The organism is Acidimicrobiia bacterium (assembly GCA_040881685.1).
In the GTDB taxonomy this organism is placed as follows: domain Bacteria; phylum Actinomycetota; class Acidimicrobiia; order IMCC26256; family PALSA-555; genus SHVJ01.
This window is the reverse complement of the sequence record JBBECS010000003.1, coordinates 1-23,371: the sequence shown is the minus strand read 5'-3', so window position 1 is coordinate 23,371 and position 23,371 is coordinate 1. Positions and strand designations below refer to the sequence as shown.

The 23,371-nt window shown below is 65.1% G+C and carries 20 protein-coding genes and 1 tRNA gene; 19 read left to right on the top strand and 2 right to left on the bottom strand.

The genetic code is table 11. The features are described from left to right. The 10 genes from WEE69_01270 to WEE69_01225 form a co-directional block, all read left to right on the top strand. A partial coding sequence (locus tag WEE69_01270) for a putative PEP-binding protein (GenBank protein MEX1143923.1) occupies positions 1-1,074 on the top strand: 1,074 nt, incomplete at its 5' end. Between the two features lie 64 nt (positions 1,075-1,138). After that, positions 1,139-2,227 (top strand): HD domain-containing protein, encoded by a 1,089-nt coding sequence (locus WEE69_01265; GenBank protein ID MEX1143922.1) that lies wholly within the window; start codon positions 1,139-1,141, stop codon positions 2,225-2,227. Between the two features lie 4 nt (positions 2,228-2,231). Beyond that, a complete protein-coding gene (locus tag WEE69_01260) occupies positions 2,232-2,678 on the top strand; it encodes a pyridoxamine 5'-phosphate oxidase family protein (protein MEX1143921.1) in 447 nt (148 codons plus the stop codon). 28 nt (positions 2,679-2,706) lie between these two features. After that, the gene (gene dnaG / locus WEE69_01255; protein MEX1143920.1) at positions 2,707-4,545 is read left to right on the top strand and encodes a DNA primase; all 1,839 of its coding nucleotides are present in this window, start codon (positions 2,707-2,709) and stop codon (positions 4,543-4,545) included. Then, positions 4,542-5,855 (top strand): RNA polymerase sigma factor RpoD, encoded by a 1,314-nt coding sequence (rpoD, locus tag WEE69_01250; protein ID MEX1143919.1) that lies wholly within the window; start codon positions 4,542-4,544, stop codon positions 5,853-5,855. The genes dnaG and rpoD overlap by 4 nt, the downstream gene beginning before the upstream one ends. A gap of 12 nt (positions 5,856-5,867) precedes the next feature. After that, complete coding sequence (locus tag WEE69_01245) at positions 5,868-6,824, top strand: hypothetical protein (GenBank protein MEX1143918.1); 957 nt, start codon at positions 5,868-5,870, stop codon at positions 6,822-6,824. Between the two features lie 18 nt (positions 6,825-6,842). Continuing rightward, a tRNA-Ile gene (locus tag WEE69_01240) sits at positions 6,843-6,915 on the top strand. 83 nt (positions 6,916-6,998) lie between these two features. Next, positions 6,999-8,207 carry a site-specific integrase gene (locus WEE69_01235; GenBank protein MEX1143917.1) on the top strand — a complete coding sequence of 403 codons (1,209 nt, stop codon included), beginning with the start codon at positions 6,999-7,001 and terminating at the stop codon, positions 8,205-8,207. Between the two features lie 72 nt (positions 8,208-8,279). Then, a complete protein-coding gene (locus WEE69_01230; GenBank protein MEX1143916.1) occupies positions 8,280-8,561 on the top strand; it encodes a DUF2283 domain-containing protein in 282 nt (93 codons plus the stop codon). A 19-nt stretch (positions 8,562-8,580) separates the two neighbouring features. Beyond that, positions 8,581-8,844, top strand: a complete 264-nt coding sequence (locus tag WEE69_01225; protein MEX1143915.1) for a hypothetical protein — start codon at positions 8,581-8,583, stop codon at positions 8,842-8,844. A 13-nt stretch (positions 8,845-8,857) separates the two neighbouring features. Here WEE69_01225 and WEE69_01220 read toward each other — a convergent pair whose 3' ends face one another. Further along, on the bottom strand, positions 8,858-9,067 hold the full coding sequence (locus WEE69_01220) for a helix-turn-helix domain-containing protein (GenBank protein ID MEX1143914.1): 210 nt from the start codon (positions 9,065-9,067) through the stop codon (positions 8,858-8,860). A gap of 380 nt (positions 9,068-9,447) precedes the next feature. On the opposite strand from WEE69_01220, the gene WEE69_01215 reads away from it, so the two are divergent. Further along, positions 9,448-11,487, top strand: a complete 2,040-nt coding sequence (locus tag WEE69_01215) for a hypothetical protein (protein MEX1143913.1) — start codon at positions 9,448-9,450, stop codon at positions 11,485-11,487. A 25-nt stretch (positions 11,488-11,512) separates the two neighbouring features. Here WEE69_01215 and WEE69_01210 read toward each other — a convergent pair whose 3' ends face one another. Then, positions 11,513-12,457: a DUF4238 domain-containing protein gene (locus WEE69_01210; GenBank protein MEX1143912.1), complete on the bottom strand. Its 945-nt coding sequence runs from the start codon at positions 12,455-12,457 to the stop codon at positions 11,513-11,515. Between the two features lie 285 nt (positions 12,458-12,742). On the opposite strand from WEE69_01210, the gene WEE69_01205 reads away from it, so the two are divergent. The 8 genes from WEE69_01205 (at position 12,743) to WEE69_01170 (ending at position 23,061) form a co-directional block, all read left to right on the top strand. Then, on the top strand, positions 12,743-14,245 hold the full coding sequence (locus tag WEE69_01205) for a class I SAM-dependent DNA methyltransferase (protein MEX1143911.1): 1,503 nt from the start codon (positions 12,743-12,745) through the stop codon (positions 14,243-14,245). 46 nt (positions 14,246-14,291) lie between these two features. After that, entirely contained in the window at positions 14,292-15,437 is a 1,146-nt protein-coding gene (locus WEE69_01200; GenBank protein MEX1143910.1) for a hypothetical protein, read from the top strand. Beyond that, entirely contained in the window at positions 15,434-18,457 is a 3,024-nt protein-coding gene (locus WEE69_01195) for an HsdR family type I site-specific deoxyribonuclease (GenBank protein MEX1143909.1), read from the top strand. The genes WEE69_01200 and WEE69_01195 overlap by 4 nt, the downstream gene beginning before the upstream one ends. Positions 18,458-18,618: 161 nt before the next feature. Beyond that, positions 18,619-19,593, top strand: coding sequence for a DUF4268 domain-containing protein (locus tag WEE69_01190; protein ID MEX1143908.1), 975 nt, complete (start codon positions 18,619-18,621; stop codon positions 19,591-19,593). A gap of 167 nt (positions 19,594-19,760) precedes the next feature. Next, a complete protein-coding gene (locus WEE69_01185) occupies positions 19,761-20,558 on the top strand; it encodes a MarR family transcriptional regulator (protein ID MEX1143907.1) in 798 nt (265 codons plus the stop codon). Further along, positions 20,555-21,325 carry a nucleotidyl transferase AbiEii/AbiGii toxin family protein gene (locus tag WEE69_01180; protein ID MEX1143906.1) on the top strand — a complete coding sequence of 257 codons (771 nt, stop codon included), beginning with the start codon at positions 20,555-20,557 and terminating at the stop codon, positions 21,323-21,325. The genes WEE69_01185 and WEE69_01180 overlap by 4 nt, the downstream gene beginning before the upstream one ends. 162 nt (positions 21,326-21,487) lie before the next feature. Then, a complete protein-coding gene (locus WEE69_01175; GenBank protein ID MEX1143905.1) occupies positions 21,488-21,910 on the top strand; it encodes a hypothetical protein in 423 nt (140 codons plus the stop codon). A gap of 32 nt (positions 21,911-21,942) precedes the next feature. After that, on the top strand, positions 21,943-23,061 hold the full coding sequence (locus WEE69_01170) for a hypothetical protein (protein MEX1143904.1): 1,119 nt from the start codon (positions 21,943-21,945) through the stop codon (positions 23,059-23,061). Positions 23,062-23,371 lie beyond the last annotated feature (310 nt).

Here is a 23,371-nt window from a genome sequence, read left to right as displayed (position 1 = left end):
CCCTTCGACACGATCCTCGGGTGGGCCGACGAGTTTCGCCGGCTGCGGGTGCGTACGAACGCCGACCTGCCGCACGATGCCGAGGTGGCGCGCCGTTACGGCGCCGAAGGGATCGGCCTGTGTCGCACGGAGCACATGTTCCTCGGTGACCGCCTGCCGCTCGTGCAGCGGTTCATCCTGGCTTCAGAGGAGGCCGAGGAGGAGCAAGTCCTGCGTGAGCTCGGTGAGCAGCAGCGTCTCGACTTCGTCGGGATTCTCGAGGCGATGGATGGACTGCCGGTCACGGTCCGTCTTCTCGACCCGCCGCTGCACGAGTTCCTGCCCGACATCGAAGAGCTCATCGTGAGCGACGCCCGCGGCGAGCTCGACGAGAAGGGTCGCGTGCTGCTCCACGCCGCCCATCAGTGGCGTGAGGCGAACCCGATGCTCGGCACGCGCGGCGTGCGACTCGGTGTGCTCAAGCCCGGGCTCTACCGCACGCAGGTGCGGGCGTTGCTCGAGGCCGCGGCCGAACGAAAGGCCGCGGGTGGCGACCCGCAGGTCGAGATCATGATCCCACTCTCTGTGTCGGAGCCCGAGCTGTCGCTCGCGGTGAGCTGGGTGCGCGAGGTCGCCGAGGAGCTCGGGTACAACGACTACCTCGTCGGCACCATGGTGGAGACACCCCGCGCGTGTCTCGTAGCCGACGAGATCGCCAGCGTCTCCGAGTTCTTCTCGTTCGGCACGAACGACCTCACCCAGATGGTGTTCGGCTTCTCGCGCGATGACGTCGAAGGTCGCTTCATGTCGCAGTACCTGGAGCTGGGGCTCCTCGTCGCCAACCCCTTCGAGACGCTCGACATCGGCGGTGTCGGCCAGCTGATGCGCAGCGCGATCGAGCTTGGTCGGGGCGCACGCGCCGACCTCAAGCTCGGCATCTGCGGCGAGCACGGTGGCGATCCAGCGTCGGTGCAGTTCTGCCACGAGGTTGGCCTCGACTACGTGTCGTGCTCCCCGTATCGCGTGCCGATCGCCCGACTCGCCGCGGCGCATGCGGTGCTCGGCGCCGACGGTCCCGGGGCAACTGCTGAGTAGGGCGGGGGGAGGCAGGCCTGTCCCGCCTGCCTCCGGTGTCACACCCCGCCGGTACCCTCGGCCTATGGACCTCGAGACCGCCCTTCTTCCCGAACTGACCGTTCAGCGGGCCCATGCCGGTTCGCACGCCTTCGTTGGCGGGCCGCTCAAGTCGCGGGAGGAGCGCGAGATCGAGCTCGCCGCCACTCTCGCTCCCGGCGCCACCCGCCCGATCGGGGCGGGGGAGCGCGCCCGCGCCGAGGAGCCCGACCCGTACCGGCTCTGCTTCGAGCGCGACCTCGACCGCATCAAGCACTCGCGGCCGTGGCGACGCCTCGCCGGCAAGTGTCAGGTGTTCATCGCGCCGGCCGACGATCATCTCCGCACCCGACTCACGCACGCGGTAGAGGTGGCGCAGGTCGCGGTGGGCATCGCCCGCGCCGCCAACCTCTGTCTCCCGCTCACCGAAGCAATCGCGCTCGCGCACGACTGTGGGCACGGCCCCGCCGGCCACGCGTCAGAAGGCGCGTTCTCTCCGTATCTTCCTGGCACCGGCTACGACCACGCGGTCTATGGGGCCGACGTGACGCTCGCCGAGCTCAACCTGTGCGCGCCCACGCTCGACGGTGTGCGCAACCACTCGTGGCGCCGGCCCGCGCCGGCCACGCCCGAAGGTGAGGTCGTGGCGTGGGCCGACCGCATCGCTTATGTCTGCCACGACTTCGAAGACGCGGTTCGTGCCGGCATCCTGGAGCCCGAAGATCTCCCCGCCGAGGTTCGCCAGGTCGTCGGTTCCCGGCGCTCCGACCAGGTTGGAGCGTTCGTGCTTGCGGCCCTCGACGCGATCGACCGCACCGGCCACGTCGGCATGACCGAGCCCGCCGCCGACGCGCTCGCGCGCTTTCGCGACTTCAACTTCGAGCGCATCTACCTACGCCCCGCGGCACGCCGCCAGGCTGAGCGGGTGGTGCGCCTGCTCCAGGGTCTCGTCGACCACTTCGCCGATGCGCCCCGCCGCCTGCCCGAGCCGGAGGGTTTGACCGTCGAGCCCGCGTCGCCCGAGGCCGCGGCCCTCGCCGTGCACTACGTGAGCGGCATGACCGACCGTTTCGCCCTCGGACTCGGCGTCGAGCTCCTCGGCTGGCGTCCCGACGACCTGCCCCGCGGGGTCTGAGGCGTTGACACCTCGCTCGTCGGAGGCGCGAAAGGCCGACACGCTCGCGACGCTCGCGAGCGAGAAGGACGTGTGGGTCGCGACTGCGGATCCCACCGGACAGGCGCACCTCGTGCCGCTCAGCCTCTGGTGGGACGGCGAGACCGTCACGGTGACGACCACCGCGACCGCACCGACCGCCCGCAACGCGGCGGCGTCGGGTCGGGCGAGGATCGCGGTCGGGACCACCCGCGACGTCGTCATGATCGACGGGCCGATCGAGCTGGTGCCGCTGGCCGATGCACCCGAAGTGGTCCGCACCGGCTTCCTCGATCACTGCGGTTGGGACCCGGCGTGGAACGACGGGGAGTGGGTCTACCTGCGACTTCGCCCGCAGCGCGTGCAGGCCTGGAGGGAGACCGACGAGATCGACGGCCGGACCCTCATGCGCGATGGTCGCTGGCTCGTGTGACGTCGCGCGCCACGTAGCCTGAGCCGCGATGGGGATCGTCGACGAGGACATCGCTCGGGTTCGTGACTCGACCGACCTCGTCTCGCTCATCGGCGAGCAGGTCACGCTGAAGCGGGTAGGGCAGCGCTACCAAGGCTTGTGCCCGTTCCACCAAGAGAAGACCCCGTCGTTCGGTGTGAACCCGACGATGGGCATCTTCAAATGTTTCGGTTGCGGAAAGTCGGGTGACGCGATCACCTGGGTGCGCGAGACCGAGCACCTCGACTTCGTGGACGCGGTCGAGCGGCTCGCGCAGCGCGCCGGCGTCCAGCTGCGCTACGACGACCGCAGCCAGGCCAAGGACCGGTCGCGAAAGGGTCGGTTGAGTGAAGCGGTCGGCGCGGCGATCGACTTCTCTCACCGTCTCTTGCTCGATGACCCGCAAGGTGGGCAAGCCCGGAAGTACCTGCGCAGCCGCGGCTTCGACGGCGACGCGGCGCGCCAGTTCCTGCTGGGGTGGGCGCCGGATGGGTGGGACGCGTTGAGCCGGTGGCTCCAACAGGAGAAGAAGTTCTCGCGCGAAGACATCATCGGCGCCGGTCTCGCCTTCGTGAACAAGGCCAACCGACTCCAAGACCAGTTCCGCGGTCGACTGCTGTTCCCGATCCACGACGTGCGCGGTGAACCGGTCGGCTTCGGCGGCCGCTCGCTCACCGACGACGGACCGAAGTACAAGAACTCGCCCGACTCGGTCGTGTACCAGAAGTCTCGATTGCTCTACGGATTGCATTGGGCCAAAGAGGCGATCGTGGCCCGCGGCGACGTGGTGATCTGCGAGGGCTACACCGACGTGATGGCGTACGCGCTCGCCGGTGCGCCCAATGCCATTGCGACCTGCGGTACCGCCTTGGCCGATGACCATGTGCGGGCGCTGAAGAACCTCACCCGAAACATCACCCTGGCCTACGACTCCGACTCCGCAGGGCAGGGCGCGGCCGGGCAGTGGTACCGCTGGGAGCAGACCTACGACCTCTCGGTACGGGTGGCCGACCTGCCCCCGGGGCAGGATCCCGGCGACCTCTGGACCCAAGACCGACCGAGACTGTTGGTCTCGCTCGAGCAGGCGCAACCGTTCCTGCGCTTCCGGCTCGATCGCGCGCTGGCCGCCGCCGACCTGTCGACGCACGAGGGGCGCGGACGCGCCGCTGGGATCGCGGCGGCGATCGTCGCCGAGCACCCGAGCGAGCTCGTGCGCGACCAGTATGTGATGGAGCTGGCCGGGCGACTCGAGATCGATGCCGACACACTCCGTGGTGAGGTTGCGCGCGCGAAAGACCGACCGCGTGACAGTCGGCCCGCACGAGACGCCGGCCCGCCGCCCGATGACGCCGATGCAACGCTGCCACCGAGCGCGCCGGTCGTCGATCGTCGCGAGGTTGATCTCCTGCGTTGGGTCATCCACGAGCCCGAGGTCGTGGCCGACTGGCTCGACGAACCGCTGCTGCTCGATCCCACCGCACGCGAGGCGTACGAGCTGCTCGTGTCCACACATGACTTCCACGAGGCGCTCGCGTCAGCGCAAGGTCCCGTACGTGAGCTGCTCGAGCGACTCGCGGTCGAGGAGCCAGCTGCTGACGACGAACGCCCCGTGATGCGATCGCGACTCATGGTGAACACGGTGTGGCCGGCCGCGCAGCAGCTGCTCGAGCAGCTACGTCGCGATGGTGACGACCGGGCAAGTCTGATCAAAGCCGACCTCGACGCGCTCGCGCACGACCGCGAGGTCGGCGACTGGGAGAGCGCGCGGGTCGTGGCAGAGCGCTTGGTAGGGTGGGTCGTCGAAGCGGCGCGAGCATCCGCGCCCGAGGTGGTGGAGCAGAGCGTTTGACGGAACCCGACATCGCGGCCACGGGATCCGATGAGAACCCAGCGATTGAAGCACTGATAACGCGCGTCGCAAGCCGCGGTTTCGTCACGTCAGCAGAGATCTTCACCGCGTTGCACACACTCGAGCCCGAGACGGCGGAGCTCGCTGCGATCTACGACCGCTTCCGTGCTCGTGACATCGAAGTGGTCGACGAGATCGTCGAAGAGCTCCAGCGCGAGGACGCGCAACGAGAAGGTGAGTCGGGCGACGGCGGTCGCGCCCGTCACGGTGAAGGTGGTCGCAGCACCGCCGTCCGACCGGGCGACGCCGCGGCGACGCGACCCCGGGTGCGCCGCAGCGCGGCCGAGCGTCTCGACGGGCCCCAGGGTCCACGTGACCGAGGCGAGTCGAGCAGCTTCGACCCCGTCCGCATGTACCTCAAGGAGATCGGCAAGGTCTCGTTGCTCACCGCCGAGCAGGAGGTCACGCTCGCGAAGCGCCTGGAGGCGGGCATGCAGGCGGCCGAGCGGCTCGAGGCCCAGGCTGACCAGGGGATGAGCGCCGAGCAGCTGGCCAACGAGCAGGCCATCGTGGAGGACGGCGCGCTCGCCAAGCGCCAGCTCACCGAGGCCAACCTCCGGCTGGTGGTGTCGATCGCCAAGCGGTACGTGGGCCGGGGCATGGCGCTGCTCGACCTGGTGCAGGAGGGCAACCTCGGGCTCATCCGGGCGGTCGAGAAGTTCGACTATTCGAAGGGCTTCAAGTTCTCCACGTACGCCACGTGGTGGATCCGCCAGGCGATCACCCGGGCGATCGCCGACCAGGCCCGCACGATCCGCATCCCGGTGCACATGGTCGAGACGATGAACAAGGTCTTGCGCGTCCAGCGGGCCATGCTCCAAGAGCTCGGACGCGAGCCGACCGTCGAAGAGGTCGCGCGCAAGGTCGACATGACTCCCGACAAGGTGCGCGAGATCCAGCGCATCTCTCAAGAGCCGCTGTCGCTCGAGACGCCCGTCGGCGAGGAGGACGACAGCTACCTCGGTGACTTCGTCGCCGACGAGAGCGCGGTGTCACCCGACTCAGCCGCCGAGCGCGAGCGGCTGAAGGAAGAGATCGAGATGGCGCTCAACGAGCTCAACCCGCGCGAGCAGCAGGTGATGCGACTGCGCTTCGGGCTCGACGATGGTCAGGTCCGCACGCTCGAAGAGGTTGGCAAGGAGTTCGGCGTCACCAGGGAGCGGATCCGCCAGATCGAGTCGAAGACGATCTCGAAGCTCAAGCACCCCACTCGCTCACAGCGCCTGCGCGACTTCCTCGGAGAGGCGTAGCGCATCCTTCGCATGCGTCGGTGTCTGCCGTTCGGTCTCGTCGCGGGTTTCGCCCTGCTGGCGCTCTTCGTACCGACCGCAAGTGCCGGGCTGGTGGAGACGACCGACGCGGCGCCGTTGCCGAAGCCAGGCCGCACCGAGGTCGGCGGCGCGCGCTGGGGTCGATACCTCGCCGTGAGTGGCGGGCTGATCCAAAGCGGGGGTGCGGGCTACAACGCGACGAGCGATCTCTTCTTGTACGACCTGCGCACCGAGACCTGGTCCGAGGGTCCCGATCTCCCGGGCTTACGCGACCATGCGCCGATCGTCGTGCTCGACGGCGCGCTCTACCTCGTTGGTGGCTACACGACGACGCTGTCGACGCCGACCGCCGAAGTGTGGCGGCTCGACAGTCCCGTATCGCAGTGGGCGCGCGTCGCTGACATGACCACACCCCGCGGCGCGCTCAGCGCCGTCGCGGTGAAGGGTCGACTCCTCGCGATCGGTGGTATCGATACGTCCGGTGTGCTGCGCTCGACCGAGCTCTACGATCCTGAAGCTGACAAGTGGATACCCGGCCCCGATCTCGCGATCCCTCGTGAGCACCTTGGCTCGGCGGTCGTCGGGCAGCACGTCTACGCCATCGGCGGACGGAACCCGCAGAACCAGACGTCTGTCGAGATGCTCGTCGTGACGCGTCGGGGCGTCGGCGGCGAGTGGGAACCCGCGCCGGACCTCCAGTTCTCCCGCGGCGGCAACGCTGCGTCGGCCGCGGGCGGCGTGCCGTGCGCCGCTGGCGGCGAGGAAGCCGCGGGCACGATCCCGTCGATCGAGTGCCTGCAGGACGGCACCTGGGTCCACGTCGCGGATCTCCGCGTCCCGCGCCACGGCCTCGCGGTGATCGGCGTTGGCAGACGGCTGCACGTCATCTCGGGCGGTCCCCAACCCGGCGCGTTCTACAGCACCGAACACGAGGTCCTGCGCGTCTGACGCTGCATACGATGCAGCGGGGCCGTAGCTCAGTGGTCAGAGCAGGGGACTCATAATCCCTCGGTCGAAGGTTCGATCCCTTCCGGCCCCACTACTCCCACAACGATCTCGGACTTCTGACGGCGGCGCGAATCGCGTTTGTCACCGGTTTGGCACCGAGTGGTCGGTGTCACCGTGATCCGCCGCCATGGCAACCGCTGGCAGGTGACGGTCTACGCGGGCGCTGACCCCGACACCGGCCGCGAGCGGCGCGTGCGCGCCTCGGTACGCGCGCTGCCCGGTCAGAAGCGCCCGTCCAAGGAAGCCCGCGAGCTCGAGGCGAGGCTGCTGCTCGAGGTCGGCGCCGGGGAACACCGCGACATCCGTATCACGGTCGCCGAGCTGCTTGACCGCTGGATGGAGCACGCCGCGCCCGATCTCTCGCCGCACACCGCGCACGGCTACCGGCTCTACATCGCCCGCAACATCGTGCCGGCCATCGGCCGGGTGCGCGTCGACAAGCTCACGACGGCGATGCTCGACCGCCTCTACCGACAGCTGCGCGAGTCCGGTGGAAAAGGCGGCCGCCCCCTCGCGCCCGCCACGGTGCGCCAGGTGCACGCGGTGATCCGCCGTGCGCTCGTGCAGGCGCAGCGGTGGGGCTGGATCAAGGACAACCCCGCCGCGCTGGCCACCCCGCCCAAGATCGTGCGGCGGGAGATGGTGCCGCCGACACCGGCGCAGGTTGCCCGAATCCTCGCCGAGGCTGAGGCGGATGGCGCGCCAACTGCGCTGGCGATCCGACTCGCCGCGCTCACCGGGGCGCGGCGCGGCGAAGTGTGCGGCATCCGTTGGTCCGACATCGACCTCGACGCCGCCAGCCTCGTGATCCGCCGCTCGATCGTCGAGCTCGACCACCGACTCACCGCCAAGGACCCGAAGACGCATCAGGTGCGTCGGGTTTCTCTCGACGACGAGACGCTGGCGATGCTGCGCTCCCGTCGCACCGCGCAGGCCGAGCTCGCGCTGGCAATCGGCGTCGCGCTCGTCGACGAGGCCTACGTGTGCTCCGAGCACCCCGCCGGAACGGAACCGCTGCACCCGAGCATGCTGTCCGAGCGGTTCCGACGGATCGCCCGCCGCTTGAAGGTCCAGGCGCGTCTCCATGACCTGCGCCACTGGCACGTCACACAGGCCCTCGGCGCCGGTCTTCCGGTTCGTGACGTTGCCGAGCGCGTCGGCCACGCCAGCGCGCGCATGACCCTCGATGTCTACGGCCACGCGATCGCCGGTGCCGACCGCAAGGCCGCGGAGGCGGTCGCCGCGATCCTCGACGAAGTGGCTGTCGACACCAAGCCGACGAAGCTCCGACGCCGACCGCGACGTCCGACATTCGGCACGTAGGGTGAACTGCACGATCCGTGGGCTCAAGGTGGTCGTACGCTGTGAGACCAGAGGTCGTTCGGAGACATCGCGATGAGCATCACAATCGGAACCACCACGTTTGATCGTGTCGACTACGACGTGAAGGCCGACGTGCTCTACCTGCACGCCGGCAATCCGGAGCATGGGGTCGACTTCGACGAGTCCCCGGAGGGACATGGGCTGCGCTACGACGTCGACGAGAAGCTCGTCGGGATCACGCTCGTGAATGCCAAGGCCTTGATCGATCAAGCCACGCCGATCACGATCACGATTCCTGAACGAGTGATGATCGACCGCGAGGTCTTGGCGCTCATCATCCAGTCGGCCGCGTAGGAATGGACGAGAGCCCGTCGTGAGGATGGATGCGATCGAGCGTGCAGCCGAAATGTGGGCCGACGGCAATCGATGGGACGCCGTCATGCAGACGCTCCGCGCTGAGGGGTACTCCAAGATCGACTGCATCCGAGCGAGTGTTGAGATCCTCCGCTTGCCCTTGGCCGATGCGAAGCGGCTCGTGCACGAGAGCAGCATGTGGCATCACCGCCGGGACACGGACGACGAGCTCCACGACGCGCTGATCGGCGAGTTGCAAGCCGAGTCGGGACCTGACCGCTAGCCGGGGTCACGGTTCAGGCAACCTCCGACGAGGCTCGCTCGAACAAGGCCTCGATCTGCGATCGACCGACGAAGACCCGGCCACCCTTCCCGAGCGGCTGCACGGCCCGCAGCTGTCCCGAGGCGATCATCCGGCGGACGGTGTCGCTGCTGCACCCGAGCAGCTCCGCCACCTCGGCCACGGAGAACGCGATCGGCGCGGCATGCGTGGACTGGACGGTCATGGTTCCTCCCGATGTGAGAGCACTGGACGTCGAGAGGATGCGCCCGTGGCGTCCCGTTGGAGGTCCCGGTCAGAGTCCCGGCGCGGAGAAAACTGGGGCCGGGACCACCGGTACCCGGTCCCGGGGACCGGAGGTCACGCCCAAAGGGCGTGACCTCCACTTGTGTATGGCGCTGGTACTTGGGGCGGGATTACGTGCGAGCTGCGGTCCTCGGTCGCGATGAGAGGGCAGGGGCTCCGTGAGTGGGGAGCCTCAATCAGCTTGCTCCAGGCGCGCTCGCGCGCAGCCCGCGGTCGAGCGCCTCGTAATCGCCGCCCGACCTGTCACACCCGCTCGATACTCTGTCGAACTACATGCCTGTAATCCGACCGGAGCCAGCGATGGGACAAAAAGCCGACGACTCCATCGTCAGAGTGGCGTTGCCGACGTACCAAGGGCCGGCCCTTCACATCTGTCGCTTTCCGGTTCCAGCACCGAACGACATGGTCGACTCGATTCAAGTGCCGTTCGACGAAAGCCCGCCGTGGCTGACTGGCGCCTTCGCGCGACTTCGCATGCTGCTTCCCCAGGGCATGCAGGCGCAGAAGTTCTTCTTGTTGCCCCAAGACATTGGGGCCGGGATCAATCCGTTGTGGATTGAAGACCCTGACGTTCCGCTGCTCATTCCCGCGGACGAGGCGCGGGATAGACGGCTCCGCAACGAGTGGCGCATGAAATTGCTTTGCACGCCATCTTCCATTGGTTGCGCCTACGACTTCTCGGTCCGGCAACGCGTCGCCTGGAGTGTCTTGTGTCGGGCACCGGTGCACCAACTCATTGAATTGCTCGCCAACCTCTCAGTGTTGGTGGATCGGTATGGCCTCGATCCTCGGTTGCAGGCGCACATCGTCGGGAAGATGGACCCGCCGCCCCTGATCCGCGACCGGTTGCGTGCCGAGGGTGGCGCGGGCCACCTGATCTACCACCCGCGAGGCGTGCTTTGGATTCTTCGTGAGATGCTTGCTGTTTCGGACGAGCAACGCCTCGGCTTCGCGACGTGGACCGCCGACGCCCAAGATGACGCGTCGCTTCTCGGGCGGGCGTGGTTCAATTGCCTCAGTGCAGATAGCGCGCCCGCAGTCGATGAGATCCTGCTCGCGTGCTGGATGCTGCATGAGGACTTCCACGGGGCCGACCAGCAGGAGCCGACAGTTGACCGGATCCTCGGCTTCATCACTGCTCTTGGGTTTCGGTTTCATACTGGGAGCCCCTGGCTGGCAATGCTCGAGCGATGGTTGACGATCTGGAGCACCAAAGATGACCATCCCTCGGTGGCCGACAGTGCAGCCAAGCCTTCACAGTTGCGCCACGCGTTTGCCTCAGCTCTGCACGTGTCGATTGAAGGTTGGCTCGCAGGCGTGTGGTTGATGTGCATTCGGTGGTGGATTGCTTCGGAGATCGGTTCGACGACGGGGCCTGCATTGACAGATCCATTCGAATGCGACGTCGAAGGCGAGAACGTTCAGCTCGCCGAGGCTTTTCGAACAGCGTTCCGAACGAATTGCGTTGCGACCATCGAAGACTTGCAAGGCGCGGTGCGCAAGGAGATTGGCGCACAGTATGGCGGTCTCGGAACCCTTCCGCAGACCGATTCGCTTGCGCTACGGAATCGTCCGGTAATCGAACTAGCGGATGGGCGCTTGATGCCGTTAACGATCCAACTCACTGCTGAACGCGCCGTGGATCTGTACAAGTTCGTGTTGCCGTCTGAGTTCGGTGGTGTGCAGCCACTTCTAGGTTTCGTGGGAAAGATGTTCGAGGCCTACACGCTGGATCTGATCGAAAGAGTCACTGACCGTCACGTCGTCGTTGGCGCAGACGCAATAGGGAACATTCTTGGGAACACTCGGCACTGCGATGCGCTCATTGGCTATGGCCACTCCTATCTGGCGGTGGAGGTATCTCTCATGTCGCTTTCTCGGGGCATTGCCGCGGGGGATATTGAGAGCATTAATGACCTCGCTGAGCGATACCAAGCTGAGGCGGATCAGGCATTTTCCACAATCGATCGGCTTCGGGACGTGACCAACGAACTCAACCTTCCGGAGCCGCGGAGCGCAACTGTTGCAGTAGTGACCGATACCCCGGTTCCTCACAGCCCCCTCTTCTTGCGACGTCTACGAGAGCGCCGCCCAGATCGCACATCGAAGTTTCTTTGCAGCGTCGAGGAGTTCGAATTTGCGCTTCTGCTCGGCGCAACCGGTTGGGAAGCACCGGGCATCTTCGGCAGGTGGCAAATGGATGACAACGATGCACCGTTCGAGGCGCATCTACTGCGCCTCGCGCGAATTCATTCGCCCACTGCCGAAACATCCATGCAAGTCGACGAGGCCGTTCGCCGCTTTGTGTCGCTCGTCCCGCGCGTAGGCAAGGCCGCGTGAGTCAGGCAGGTGCAGCGCGAGCGACCTAGGCGCCGTGCTCGCCGCTTGAAGAGTCTTGAACTGTCGCGAGGATCTCAGTTCTTCGGGTAAGCACCCAATCAAGTCCGCTCCCGTCAGGCGTGCAATAGACCCTTCGCTGTGAGCCGAGCAGTTGCATCTCGTTCAGAAATGCGACTGCGTGTTCCTGAAGCTCGCGGTACACGTTGTCCCCACCGCCACCTACCACATGCTGCGGTCCAAGTGGCAAGACAAACGAGTCCGCCTCGCCAAGGCGAGCTCCTTGAAGGAACCCGATCTTGCCGTTGTCCTTGTCATACGTCAGAGCTGGGTTGTCGCCGATGACGAGTTCGCTCGTCTGTGCAATGCCAATCTCCAAGCCGCGAACGGCCAAGTAGTCGCGCATCTGTTGAAACTGTTCCTCCAACGCGCTCGCGAACCCGGCACCGCCTCTGCCAAGCCGAAGCTCAAGTTCATCGAGCAAGTAGTCCCGTTCGGCGATCAAAGTGGCCGAACCTCCGGGTTCTAAGCCTGTACGCGCACGGAAGTGCGCTGCGAGCACCTCCTCGTCGCTGATCAACTCGAGCAGCGATGCGATGCGTGTCTTGTGCTCTGATCGAGCAAGTGACCGCTGCCACATGTCCGCCATCTGCCGTGATCGCACGGCATGAAGGGCAAGCAGATCCTTGATGACCCCGATATTGGTTCTGCTTTGGAACAGGGTGCCGGCAGTGGCAGCGGCAAGCGCCTCAGGTACGCGGTCTTCGGTCGTCTTCCACACTTGTTCCAGGCGAACCGATTCATGGCCGCGTACGTACCAGGGTTCGAATCCTTCTGCTTTCGGTGATCGCTTCTGCACGGTGCCGAATCGCAAACTGACACGCGACAGAACACCTCCCCGCGCCCATTGCTTCAGCAAGACCTTCGAAATGAGGTGCTGATCACGGATCTCGAGAGAAGGGCCTTCGCTCATTGCCTCAGAGTTCCAGATGGCACAACGATGCAGGCGCGGCATTTCGTCTTTCCGTCCCCAGACGCAAGCGGCTTGCCACGCATCTCTGGCTGCTCCCTGGCTAAGCCTCGATATACCCACCACAACACACCCGTGGACATGCGGTGCCGGGACCGTGCATGCATGAGTAGCGCAGCGTGCAGCCTGATGTGGTGTATCGCGAAGCTGTTCGGGAGTCGGCAATGAACTTGTGCTGCCTCGAAGCAGAGCGTGCGTGTCCCATCGGGCCTCTAGCCTGCTGGTTCTGTGGCGGATACTTCCCCGAGCCTCACGCTGGCCGACCTCGAAGCGCGCCTGTGGGAGGCCGCCAACTCGTTGCGCGGGCCGGTGGATCCGGCGGACTTCAAGGCGTACGTCTTCCCGATCCTCTTCTTCAAGTGGATCAGCGACACGTGGGACCTTGAGCACGCTTACGCCCTCGCCGACTTCGGTGGCGCCACCTCCCCTGAGGTCGAGGCCGACTACCACCGCTTCGACGTGCCCGACGGCTGCCACTGGGCCGACCTACGCGCCGTCTCCACCAACGTCGGCGTGGCGCTCCAGCGGATCCTCGATCGGCTCGCCGAGGCCAACCCCGACAAGCTCGCCGGCATCTTCGGCGACGTGGCGTGGGGCAACAAGGAACGCCTTCCCGAGCCGTCGCTGCTCAACCTCATCGACACCTTCGACGGGTTGACGCTCAATCCCGACGTGGTGTCGCACGACATGCTCGGCGCGGCGTACGAGTACCTGCTCAAGCAGTTCGCCGACGAGAGTGGCAAGAAGGCCGGCGAGTTCTTCACCCCACGCGCCGTCGTGCGCCTTCTCGTGCACCTCCTCGACCCCGCAGCGGACGAGACGATCTGCGACCCGGCGTGCGGTTCCGGCGGAATGCTCGTGGAGACGATCACCGCGGTGCGCGAGGCCGGTGGCGATCCGCGCACGCTGCGCCTATTCGGCCAGGAGGTCAACCTCACGACCTCCGCCATCGCGCGAATGAACCTTTACCTCCACGAGCTCGAGGACTTTCGCATCCTGCGTGGCGACACGCTGCGCGACCCTGCCTTTCGCGATCATGAAGGCGCGCACGAGCGCTTCGACGTGGTGATCGCCAATCCGCCGTTCTCCCTCAAGAACTGGGGTGCAGACACCTGGACGGCCGACCCGCGCGCGATCTGCGGCGTGCCGCCAGCCGGCAACGCCGACTTCGCCTGGGTCGAGCACATGGTCGCCTCGATGCGCCCAGAGACGGGACGGGTCGGTGTGGTGATGCCGCACGGCGTGCTGTTCCGCGGCGGTGTGGAAGCGCGCATTCGTCAGTGCCTGCTCGAGAAGGACCAGTTGGACGCGGTGATTGGCCTGCCGCCGAACCTCTTCTACTCGACGTCGATCCCTGCGTGCCTGCTGATCTTCCGCGCGGTGAAGACGAAGGAGCGGCGGGGCGCGGTGCTGATGGTCGACGGCTCGGCGTGCTTCACCAAGGGCCGCAACCAGAACCAGCTCATGGACGCCGATGTCGACGCGATCCTCACCGCGTACCGCACCGGTGACGATCCGGATGGCGACCGCGGCGTTGCCGTGCGACTCGTCGAACACGCCGAGATCAAGGAGAACGGCTGGGACCTCAACCTCGGGCGCTACCTGCGCGCCGCCGCGACGGAGACCGTCGATGTCGCGACCGTGCTCGCGGAGCTGCGCGAGGCACAAGCCGCGCTACGGGACGCCGAAGCTCGGCTGGATGAGCGGCTCCGCGAGGCCGGCTATGCGTAACGTGCGCCTCGGTGAGGTAATGGAGCGCGTACGGCGGCCGCTGCCCGTGCAAGCGACCACGGAGTACATGCAGATCGGCATCCGGTCACACGGCAAGGGAATCTTTCACAAGGCTGCAGTGACAGGCGCCGAACTCGGAACAAAGAAAGTCTTTGAAATTCGCGAACACGATCTCATTCTGAACATCGTGTTTGCGTGGGAGGGTGCGGTTGCGGTTGCAGGACCCGATGACGATGGGCGCTGCGGATCGCACCGGTTTGCCACCTACGTCGCGAGAGACACCGAATGCGATGCCCACTATCTGCGACTGCTCTTCGAGACGGAGTTGGGGCGGCGGATACTCCAAGTTGCGTCGCCGGGCTCGGCAGGCCGCAATCGGACGCTCAACCAACAGGTGCTCCTCGACACACTCGTACCTTTGCCACCACTCGCCGAGCAGCGCCGGATCGTGGACCTCGTTGCGGCTGTAGATGAGGTAGTCGAAGCAACGCTCTCCGCGACCAAGACGCTCCGGCTCGCGCTCGCCGCGTCGTTGTCCGAATGTGCACGGACTGACGGGCCACTCATTCCACTCGGTGACCTCGTCAGCATGACCTCTGGTCCGTCGTGGAAAGCCGAGCAGGAGCGGCGCGAACCGGATTCGGGCACCATCCCGGTGCTAAAGATCACAAACACGCGCCCGGACGGTCGCGTGGTCCTTGATGAGCGAGCGCATGTAGCAGCACTGCCGACGAAAACTGTGCGGCTCGACTCTTCGAGCATTGTCATGATTCGCACGAACGGCAACCGAGCGCGAATCGGCAACGTGTACCGCGTGCCGCCAGAGGCCGAGGGTCATGCCGTTTCCGCATTCCAGATTGCTATGAAGCCACACGATCCGAGCAGCACCGACTACCTGTACTGCTTCCTCAGATCTCCATCAACGCAGCACGCGATCAGCGACGCAGCGAGCGGAACGACCGGGCTTGGCAACATTGCCGTACGCTGGCTCAAGCAGGTGCTTGTCCCGTGGGCACCTGATGAGGTCCGCGCTGAGGTCGTCCATCGGACCAACGCGCTCTCGGAAGTGATCTCCGAATCCGAGCGGGAACACGCCGCCCTCGCCGATCTCCGCACCGCGCTCCTCGGCGATCTCCTGTCCGGCAAGCACGAGATCCCGGAGTTCTACGACCGGCTTCTAAGGTCGGCGTGAGCTTCTCGGAGCGGGAGACGGTGCAGGCGGCGATCGTGGAGCGACTTGTCGCGCTCGGTTGGACGCACGTACCGGGGTCTGAGCTCGATCGTACGGTGTATTCCTCGGTCATCGAGCCCGAGGTCGAGGCTGCACTGGTGCGTCTGAACCCGCTGATCGCCGAGAACCCTTCGCGGGTCGACGAGGTGCTCCCGATGATCCGCGCCGCGCTGCTCACCGCGGCAACGAACGGTCTCGTCGCGGCGAACGAACGCATGACGACGTGGCTGCGCGGACACTCGACGATCAAGTACGTGGGCACTGAAACCTACGAGTCGGTCCATCTCATTGACTTCGAGCACCCGGAGCGCAACCGACTCGTCGTCTCCGATGAGGTGACGTTCGGTCAAGCCCCACACGCACGCCGCTTCGACATCGTGCTATGGGTCAACGGCTTTCCGCTCGTCGTCGGTGAAACGAAGCCGGCAACGGATGCCAGCAAGTCGTGGCTCAACGGCGCCCGAGACGTGCACGACGTGTACGAGGACGAGTGTGCGCCGTTCTTCGGACCGAACGTGCTCTCGTTCGCGACCGAAGGGCGAGAGTTCCACTACGGCGCGGTGAACCAGCTTGCCGAGCATTGGCTGATGTGGGGCTCGACGTCAGACCCGTTCGACCTGACGGGCGGTGCCCGCGTCATGAGGTCGGTCGAGCTGCTGTTGAACCCGGCGCGCATCCTGTCGATCCTGCGTGACTTCACGTTGTTCGACCGTCCAGTGCGTGACGGTCGTCCGCAGCTCACAAAGATCATCCCGCGCTACCCGCAGGTGGAGGGCGTCGAGGCGATTCACACCCGAGTGCTCTCGCCCGACCGTCGCCAGGGTCTGATCTGGCACTACCAGGGCACCGGAAAGACGCTGCTCATGGCGTTCGCCGCGCTGCAACTCCTCAACGACAAGCGACTCCATGGTCCGACGGTGGTGATCGTGCTCGACCGAGTCGATCTCGTGGAGCAGACCGCCCGGCAGTTCCAGACCGCGGGGATGCCACGCCTCAAGGTCGCCGGCTCGAAGGACGATCTGCAGCGTCTGCTCGCCGAGAGCACCCCCGGCGTGATCGTCACAACGATCTTCAAATTCGAGGGCGCGGGGCTGCTCAACGAGCGGGCCAACCTGATCGTGATGGTCGACGAGGCGCACCGCACCCAGGAAGGTCGTCTCGGTGACGACCTGCGCACCGCACTCCCGAACGCCCAGTTCTTCGGCCTCACCGGTACGCCGATCTCCGATAAGGACCGCAACACGTTCAAGCTCTTCGGCGACCCGCTCGATCCGGGTTGGGTTCTCAACCGCTACACGATCGAACGGTCGATCTCCGACGGATCCAGCGTTCCCGTGCACGTGGAGACACGCCTCGTCGACTTCCACGTGGATCGCGAGCGGCTCGACGAAGCCTTTGCCGCGATGGCCGGCGAAGAAGGCCTGTCCGACGAAGAACGCGAGCTGCTCGCCGATCGGGCCACCAGCCTCCGAACGTTCATGCTCAATCCGGCACGCGTCAACGCGGTGTGCGAGGACATCATTGAGCACTACCTGCGCAAGGTCGCGCCGCTCGGGCTCAAGGCTCAAGTCGTTGCATACGACCGGGAGTTGTGTGTCGCCTACCACGACGAGCTCACTCGGCTATTTGCCGAACGCGGCCGGCACGAGGACAACGAGGTAGTCGTCGTGATGACGGTGGGCACCGGCAAGGATGAACCCAAGGATTGGCGGGAGCGGTTTGCACTCGAACGCGAAGAGGAAGCCAGGGTCAAGGCCCGGTTCTCCGACCACACCGACCCGCTGCGTCTGCTCGTCGTAACGGCCAAACTGCTCACCGGGTTCGACGCTCCGATCGAGGGTGTGATGTACCTCGACAAGCCGCTGCGGCTCCACACCTTGTTCCAGGCGATCTGTCGTACCAACCGGCGGTGGACGAACCCGGCCACTGGGCAGGAGAAGCTGTACGGGCTCGTCGTTGATTATGTCGGCCTTGGAAATCAGATTGCTGCGGCACTACGCGACGCCGATCCCGAGCGAGGTGGTCGACGCCCCGTGGATGTCGATGACCTGTTCGCCGAGTTCGAGACCCAGTTGGAGACTGCGCTCGCCCGTTTCGATGGTCTTGACCGAACCGATGGATCCTTCGCCGCTCTCATGGCTGCGCAGCAGCGCGTCCCTCCGGGCGAGGCGCGCGACGCGTTCGCACGTGAGTACCTCACTGTGCAGGGGCTGTGGGAGTTCCTTGATCCGAACGCGGCGTTGGAGCACCATCGGGTGGATTACCGGTGGTTGGCACAGGTGTACGAAAGCGTCCAGCCGACGGGCGTGAGTAACGCGCTGCTGTGGCATCGTCTCGGCGCGAAGACGCTCGAACTTGTGCACGGCCACATCGGGGGCGTGCGGGTTACGGGAACCGGGCTGGACGAGGTGATCGTCGATGCCGAAACCATCGATGCGATTCGCCAGCTCGCGCTCGACGGCACGCGCGTGCCAGCCGAACGCGAGCCGATGACCGTTGGCGAAGCCATCGACACGATCGGGGCCCGGATCCGTCGCCGCCTGGAGGGCAGCGGACATCCCTATTGGGTGGAGCTCTCGGAACGGCTCGAGCGCCTGCGGAAGGCCCAGATCGGGCGCGCCGAGGCGTCGATCGAGTTCCTGCGTGAGCTCCTCGAAGTGGCTCGCGAGGTCACGGCCGCGGAGCGGGCAGAGGACGAAGGCGGACCTGAAGCGCTCGCGCTCCTTCCCGACCCGAAGCTCGGCGCGCTCACGCAGATCCTTAGGGAGTACGCCCCACCCGACGTACCCGTCATCGTCGAACAGGTCGTCACCGATGTCGACGCGATCGTCAAACAGGTCCGCTTCACCGGCTGGCAGACCAGCCAGCCCGGCGACCGGCAAGTGCGGGTCGAGCTTCGCAAGACCCTCGCGAAGCACGCTCTCCCGACTACTGGCGAACTCTTCGATCGCGCTTACTCGTACATCCGGGAGAACTACTGACGCAATGGCCGCATAGGTGAAGGAGGCGAGTGGCTTCGTCGTCTGGCCGCCGTCAATGAGTAATGCGACAATCGTTTCCACACGTTGAACCCTCGTCGCGCCAACTGAATGAGAAGGGTGATCTTCGTGCTACAGCCGTCGAAGTTCAGGTCGCCGCTCAGATGAGCATCGGTCGGATCATCCGCGCGCCAGTGCGAGAAGTGTGGAAGCACGAGGCTCTTGACTTCACCACGTGGCTCGAACGGAACATCGATGTTCTCAACGAGCACTTGGATATCCCGATCGTCCCAGAATCTGTTCGGCGCGAACAGCCGGCCGGCGCATTTTCCGTGGACCTCATTGCTGAGGATGAAGATGGGGAAACGGTCGTGATCGAGAATCAACTGGAAAGATCCGATCATGACCATCTTGGGAAGGTGCTGACGTACCTCGCTGCGTACGAGGCGTCGCGAGCGATCTGGATTGTTGGCGACCCCCGGCCTGAGCATGTCCGTGCGGTCGCCTGGCTCAACGACTCCTCGTCCGCCTCTGTCTGGCTCTTCAAGTTGGAAGCCATACGCATTGGGAAATCCGACCCCGCGCCCTTGCTGACAAGGATCGTCGGCCCGTCAGAGGAGACGAGGAAGATTGCGGCGACCAAGCGCGAGGACAGCGAACGTGATTCGGCGCGCAGAGCTTTCTTCGAGCGACTCCTCGACCGAGCCGCAGAGAAGACGCCTCTGCACATCGGGCTGCTACCGAAGAAGGGTCCGTATTTGTCGAGACAGGTAGGTGGCGTTGGCTGGGTCTACGGAGTTCGCGAACATGGAACCCGCGTGATTGTCTGGATCGAGCGGGGCGCAGGTCGTGAGGCCGAGACTGATGCGATCTTCCAGTCGCTCGTGGCCCACCGCGCCGAGATTGAGGCCGATTTTGGGGGCGCGCTCGAGTGGGAGGCGAAGGAGTCGAATCGGTCGCGCAAGATCGTGGTTGACCTCGCTGAAGGGGGATGGGCCGATGCGGAAGACTGGGATCAAGTAATCGACTCAACCGTAGACACCATGATTCGGCTCGAAGCTGCAGTAGCTCAGCGCCTACCCGCGGCGCTCGAGTCTGCCGAAGGAGTCCCGACTTCGATCGAACTGGACCAGCTGTAGCACCAGGCGGCCGACCACCTCGCTCGATGGCGGGACCTGGGGCCCGGTCCGGTAGAATTTTGTGGTAGTCGGTCGTTAGTTCACGAATATCATGAACGCTTGCCATTGCGAAACTAGTCATCTAGTCTCTAGGTGCCAGTAGTTCATAAGAATCGTGAATAGGTGCCATGAAGACACAAGATCGAGGGATTGCACTGCTCGACGAATTGGTCGCGGAGGGCTCGAAAGCCCTGACCGCTGATCTGGTTCGCACACGGCTCGGGATCTCGCCCCAGGCGGCATCAAACCTGCTGCGCCGCCTCACCGATGCCGGGCTCCTCGAGCGGCTTCGCCCGGGGAGCTATGCGATCCGCAACCTCGGCGTCCTTGGGACGCGTGCTGCTGCCGAGAACTTGGCCGTCGCCGTCGCCGCGGCCCTTCCCGGGGTGCCGCACCGGATCGGATACCGCAGCGCACTCGACGAGTTGGGACTGCTCGTGCATCCGGCGCGGACGATACAGATCGCCGTCGCGCGCCGGGTGCGGATGGAGTCCCTGTCAGGACGGAAGCTCCGCACGATCGTCGAACCTGTGAGCAGCGTGCATGTTGGCGCCGAGCGCGACGGTCCGTCCTGGATCTCGGGCCTCGAACGCGCGTTGCTCGACGCGGCTGCGCGTCCCGAGCTGGTCGGCGGCGCGTCACTGGTTGCCGAGGCACTTGCGGCGGCCGCACCCAAGGTTGATTCGGTGCGGTTGACGGACCTTGCCCAGGAGCTCGAGTGGGGGCCAGCGTTGCGTCGAATCGGCTCGATCGCGGACCGCCTCGAGATCGAGGGGCTCGCGTTTCGCCTCCAGCCGCTGCGGACCCCAAGTGCCGATCTCGATCTGGAACCACCGAGCCGAGGTCGAGCCGTGTGGCGCGACTCACATTGGTGGGTCCGTTGGAATCGCGAACCCGACGAACTTCGAGCGTCGCTGTACCGATGATCACGCCGGCTCAGATCACGCGTCGCGCGGATGCCGACGGTGTTTCCGCACAGACCGTCGAGCGCGACTACGCGCTGGCCCACATGCTCGCCGCGCTCACTCGCCTCGATGAGCAACGACTGGTCTTCAAGGGCGGCACCGCGCTGCGCTACTGCTATCTGGACGAGTGTCGCTACTCGGCCGACCTCGACTTCTCTCTCGTGGGTATCGGCAAGCCACAAGCTCTCGGACTCGTCGAGCGTGTCCTCAACGACGCGAAGGCTGAAATTGGCTTCGAGATGTTCGAGCTCGACGAGAGAACACCGCCACGTATCCGCTTCGTCGGCCCGCTTGGTAGAGAGCGCTCGATCAAGCTTGATCTGGCCGACGACGAACTCATCATCGAGACTCGCCAAGCTCGGTTGCTCCCGCGGTGGCCCGACCTGGAAATGAAGCACGACCTCACCGTGTACTCGGAGTCTGAGATCGCTGGCGAGAAGCTCCGCTGCGTGATCCAGAGACTCCAATGCCGTGACCTCTTTGACCTCCATGCCATGTTCGAGATCCTTGCAGTCGACCCCTCTGAAGCCGCTCTCCGTTTCGAGGCGAAGGCACGCCATCGCGGCATCGATCCAGCGCTCTTCGAGGCTCGATATCGAGCGCGGCTCACCGAATACGAGCGGCGCTGGCAGGAAGAGCTCGGTGAGCACCTCGCCGACGTGCCGCAATTCGACGGGATCGAACGACGCGTCACGCGCAGCCTTCGAGAAGGCAGGCTCGTTTCATAGAGATCGGCGGGCCGCGGCTGGTTGTGGCCGCGGTCCAGTGCGATCACGCAGGCGTGCGTCGGCGAAGTCGCTTCCGGAACGGGCATGTCGCTCGGTAATCAAAAGGTGAGATGATGGCAAACGAACAACAAGCGCCGGTCTCGAAAGGGTGAAGAGACGACGATGACCCCCATAGACGAGGCAGAACTCGAGGCGCACGGAATCCAGGTGTCTTTCAGCGTGATGCTCAACGGAGAACTGCGATTCCGGTTAATGCACGCCGACGGTTCCGGATACATCCGCACCATCGCATCCGATGATGGCGCCTGGCAGAACGCGCACTATCACGACAGCGTCATGGAGACCTATATCGTCCAGGAAGGCTGGATGGGTTTCGTCGAGCAGATCGATGGCGACATGCGGCCAGGACGTAAGCATCCGGGAGACATCGTCACGACACGGCCAGGGATTTCACACAACGTGTACCTACCGGCGGGAGCAGTCATTCACACGGTCAAACACGGCCCTGGTGAGCCCGACGACTGGCATGAGGATTTGGCGCTCGATCACGAGACGAAGCGTCTAACTGAGGACGACATCCGATAGGCCACGAGAGTTCAGATCACAGGGGTGGGCGTGTGGACGAGAGCACCGTGGCTAGAGCGCTCTTCGACCTTGTTGCGATTGCTGGTAAGCGACACTCGCCCGCGCTGCGTCCTCTGCTCGCGTACTTCGCAAAGCGCGGAAGTGTCGATGTGATGATGCCAGCAGCGAATGATCTCGATGAACTCAAGGCGACGGTCGTTGCTTCTCCTGAACTGTACGGGATCGGACCCGAGGCGGTCAGGTTGGGCCTCGACCAACTGGTCGACGCTCAGATGATTGTGCTCGAAGAGACGGAGGTGCAGTTCGCCGAGACGCAGCGCATAGCGAGGTGGCGGATCCAGACCCTCGGTGAGCTTGAGCGCGAATACTCCGTGCCGACGGAGATTCGCGAGTGGCTCGACGGTCAGGACCGGCGTGTGTCTGGATCACACCCGCTAGTTCGTCATGAGGGGATCGCGAAAGTGGGCGGCGACCAGAGCATCCGCGAAACTCTGGATGCCGCGCGTGACGGTGGGATCGTCCGTTGCTTCGCTTATCACGGCCTCTCTACAAACCTGACGGACACAGTCCGCGGCCTTGCGAGAGAAGGAGCAAGCTTCGAACTTCGTGTACTTGTGTTCCGCGAGGACGCTGATGAGCGATTGATCGAGGGAGCTGCGCGTGTCGGTCACATCGGTTCCGTGCGCGAAGGCATGAACGAGTTGATGGCCCTGACAAACGAGATGAAACTCAAGACCCAGGGTCGAGTCCGTATCAAGATCCGAAGATATGGCCGCAACCGCCGCGAGACTCTTCTCAGAGGGACGCTCGCGACCGACAGACGAGATGCTCCGCGTCGGCTTGCCCTTGTTACCTTCCGGATTCCGAACGGTCGTGGAACTGAGGGAGAACGACTTGTGTGCGAAAGCGCGGAAGGAGGCACTGCTTCGCTCGCTCACTTGTTCAAGGGTTACTTCGATGAAGTATGGCGCCGCAGCCACCCGCTGCTCGTCCGCATGCCCTGGATCATCGTCGGCTGCGCCGGTGCCACTACCGCGGTGCTCGCGGCCTTCGAATCGACGCGCCTCACTGCCCTCGCAGTGCTCTTGTCAACCCTCGCTCAACTTCCCTTCACTACCGCCTATTTCAGAAGGCTGGTCGGCGAAGCCTGAGTCCAGCCTTGCGATGCCCGGGTCGCGCCCGCGCAAAATCGACGTCTCGGGGGTCCTCGTACTCGAGGAACAACTTGTCACGCTGAGGTGCGTCAGCGTGCTGTCCTGGCGCCCGAGCGGAACTGCGATTCTTGACACCGGTTTGACACCGAGTTGGCGTGGCGCACCTGTCGCACGTGCACGACGAGTGCGCGCGTGTGCTTATGTAGCAACGGATGCGCACGCGAGCAGACAGGAACGAACGCTTTGGTCCCGCTCATAATCCCTCGGTCGAAGGTTCGATCCCTTCCGGCCCCACGACAAACAGGCA

Coding starts and splice junctions, on each gene's coding strand:
- WEE69_01265 (MEX1143922.1), top strand. CDS start 1,139: ATGGACCTCGAGACCGCCCTTCTTCCCGAACTGACCGTTCAGCGGGCC.
- dnaG (MEX1143920.1), top strand. CDS start 2,707: ATGGGGATCGTCGACGAGGACATCGCTCGGGTTCGTGACTCGACCGAC.
- WEE69_01245 (MEX1143918.1), top strand. CDS start 5,868: ATGCGTCGGTGTCTGCCGTTCGGTCTCGTCGCGGGTTTCGCCCTGCTG.
- WEE69_01230 (MEX1143916.1), top strand. CDS start 8,280: ATGAGCATCACAATCGGAACCACCACGTTTGATCGTGTCGACTACGAC.
- WEE69_01220 (MEX1143914.1), bottom strand. CDS start 9,067: ATGACCGTCCAGTCCACGCATGCCGCGCCGATCGCGTTCTCCGTGGCC.
- WEE69_01215 (MEX1143913.1), top strand. CDS start 9,448: ATGGGACAAAAAGCCGACGACTCCATCGTCAGAGTGGCGTTGCCGACG.
- WEE69_01210 (MEX1143912.1), bottom strand. CDS start 12,457: ATGAGCGAAGGCCCTTCTCTCGAGATCCGTGATCAGCACCTCATTTCG.
- WEE69_01190 (MEX1143908.1), top strand. CDS start 18,619: ATGAGCATCGGTCGGATCATCCGCGCGCCAGTGCGAGAAGTGTGGAAG.
- WEE69_01185 (MEX1143907.1), top strand. CDS start 19,761: ATGAAGACACAAGATCGAGGGATTGCACTGCTCGACGAATTGGTCGCG.
- WEE69_01180 (MEX1143906.1), top strand. CDS start 20,555: ATGATCACGCCGGCTCAGATCACGCGTCGCGCGGATGCCGACGGTGTT.
- WEE69_01175 (MEX1143905.1), top strand. CDS start 21,488: ATGACCCCCATAGACGAGGCAGAACTCGAGGCGCACGGAATCCAGGTG.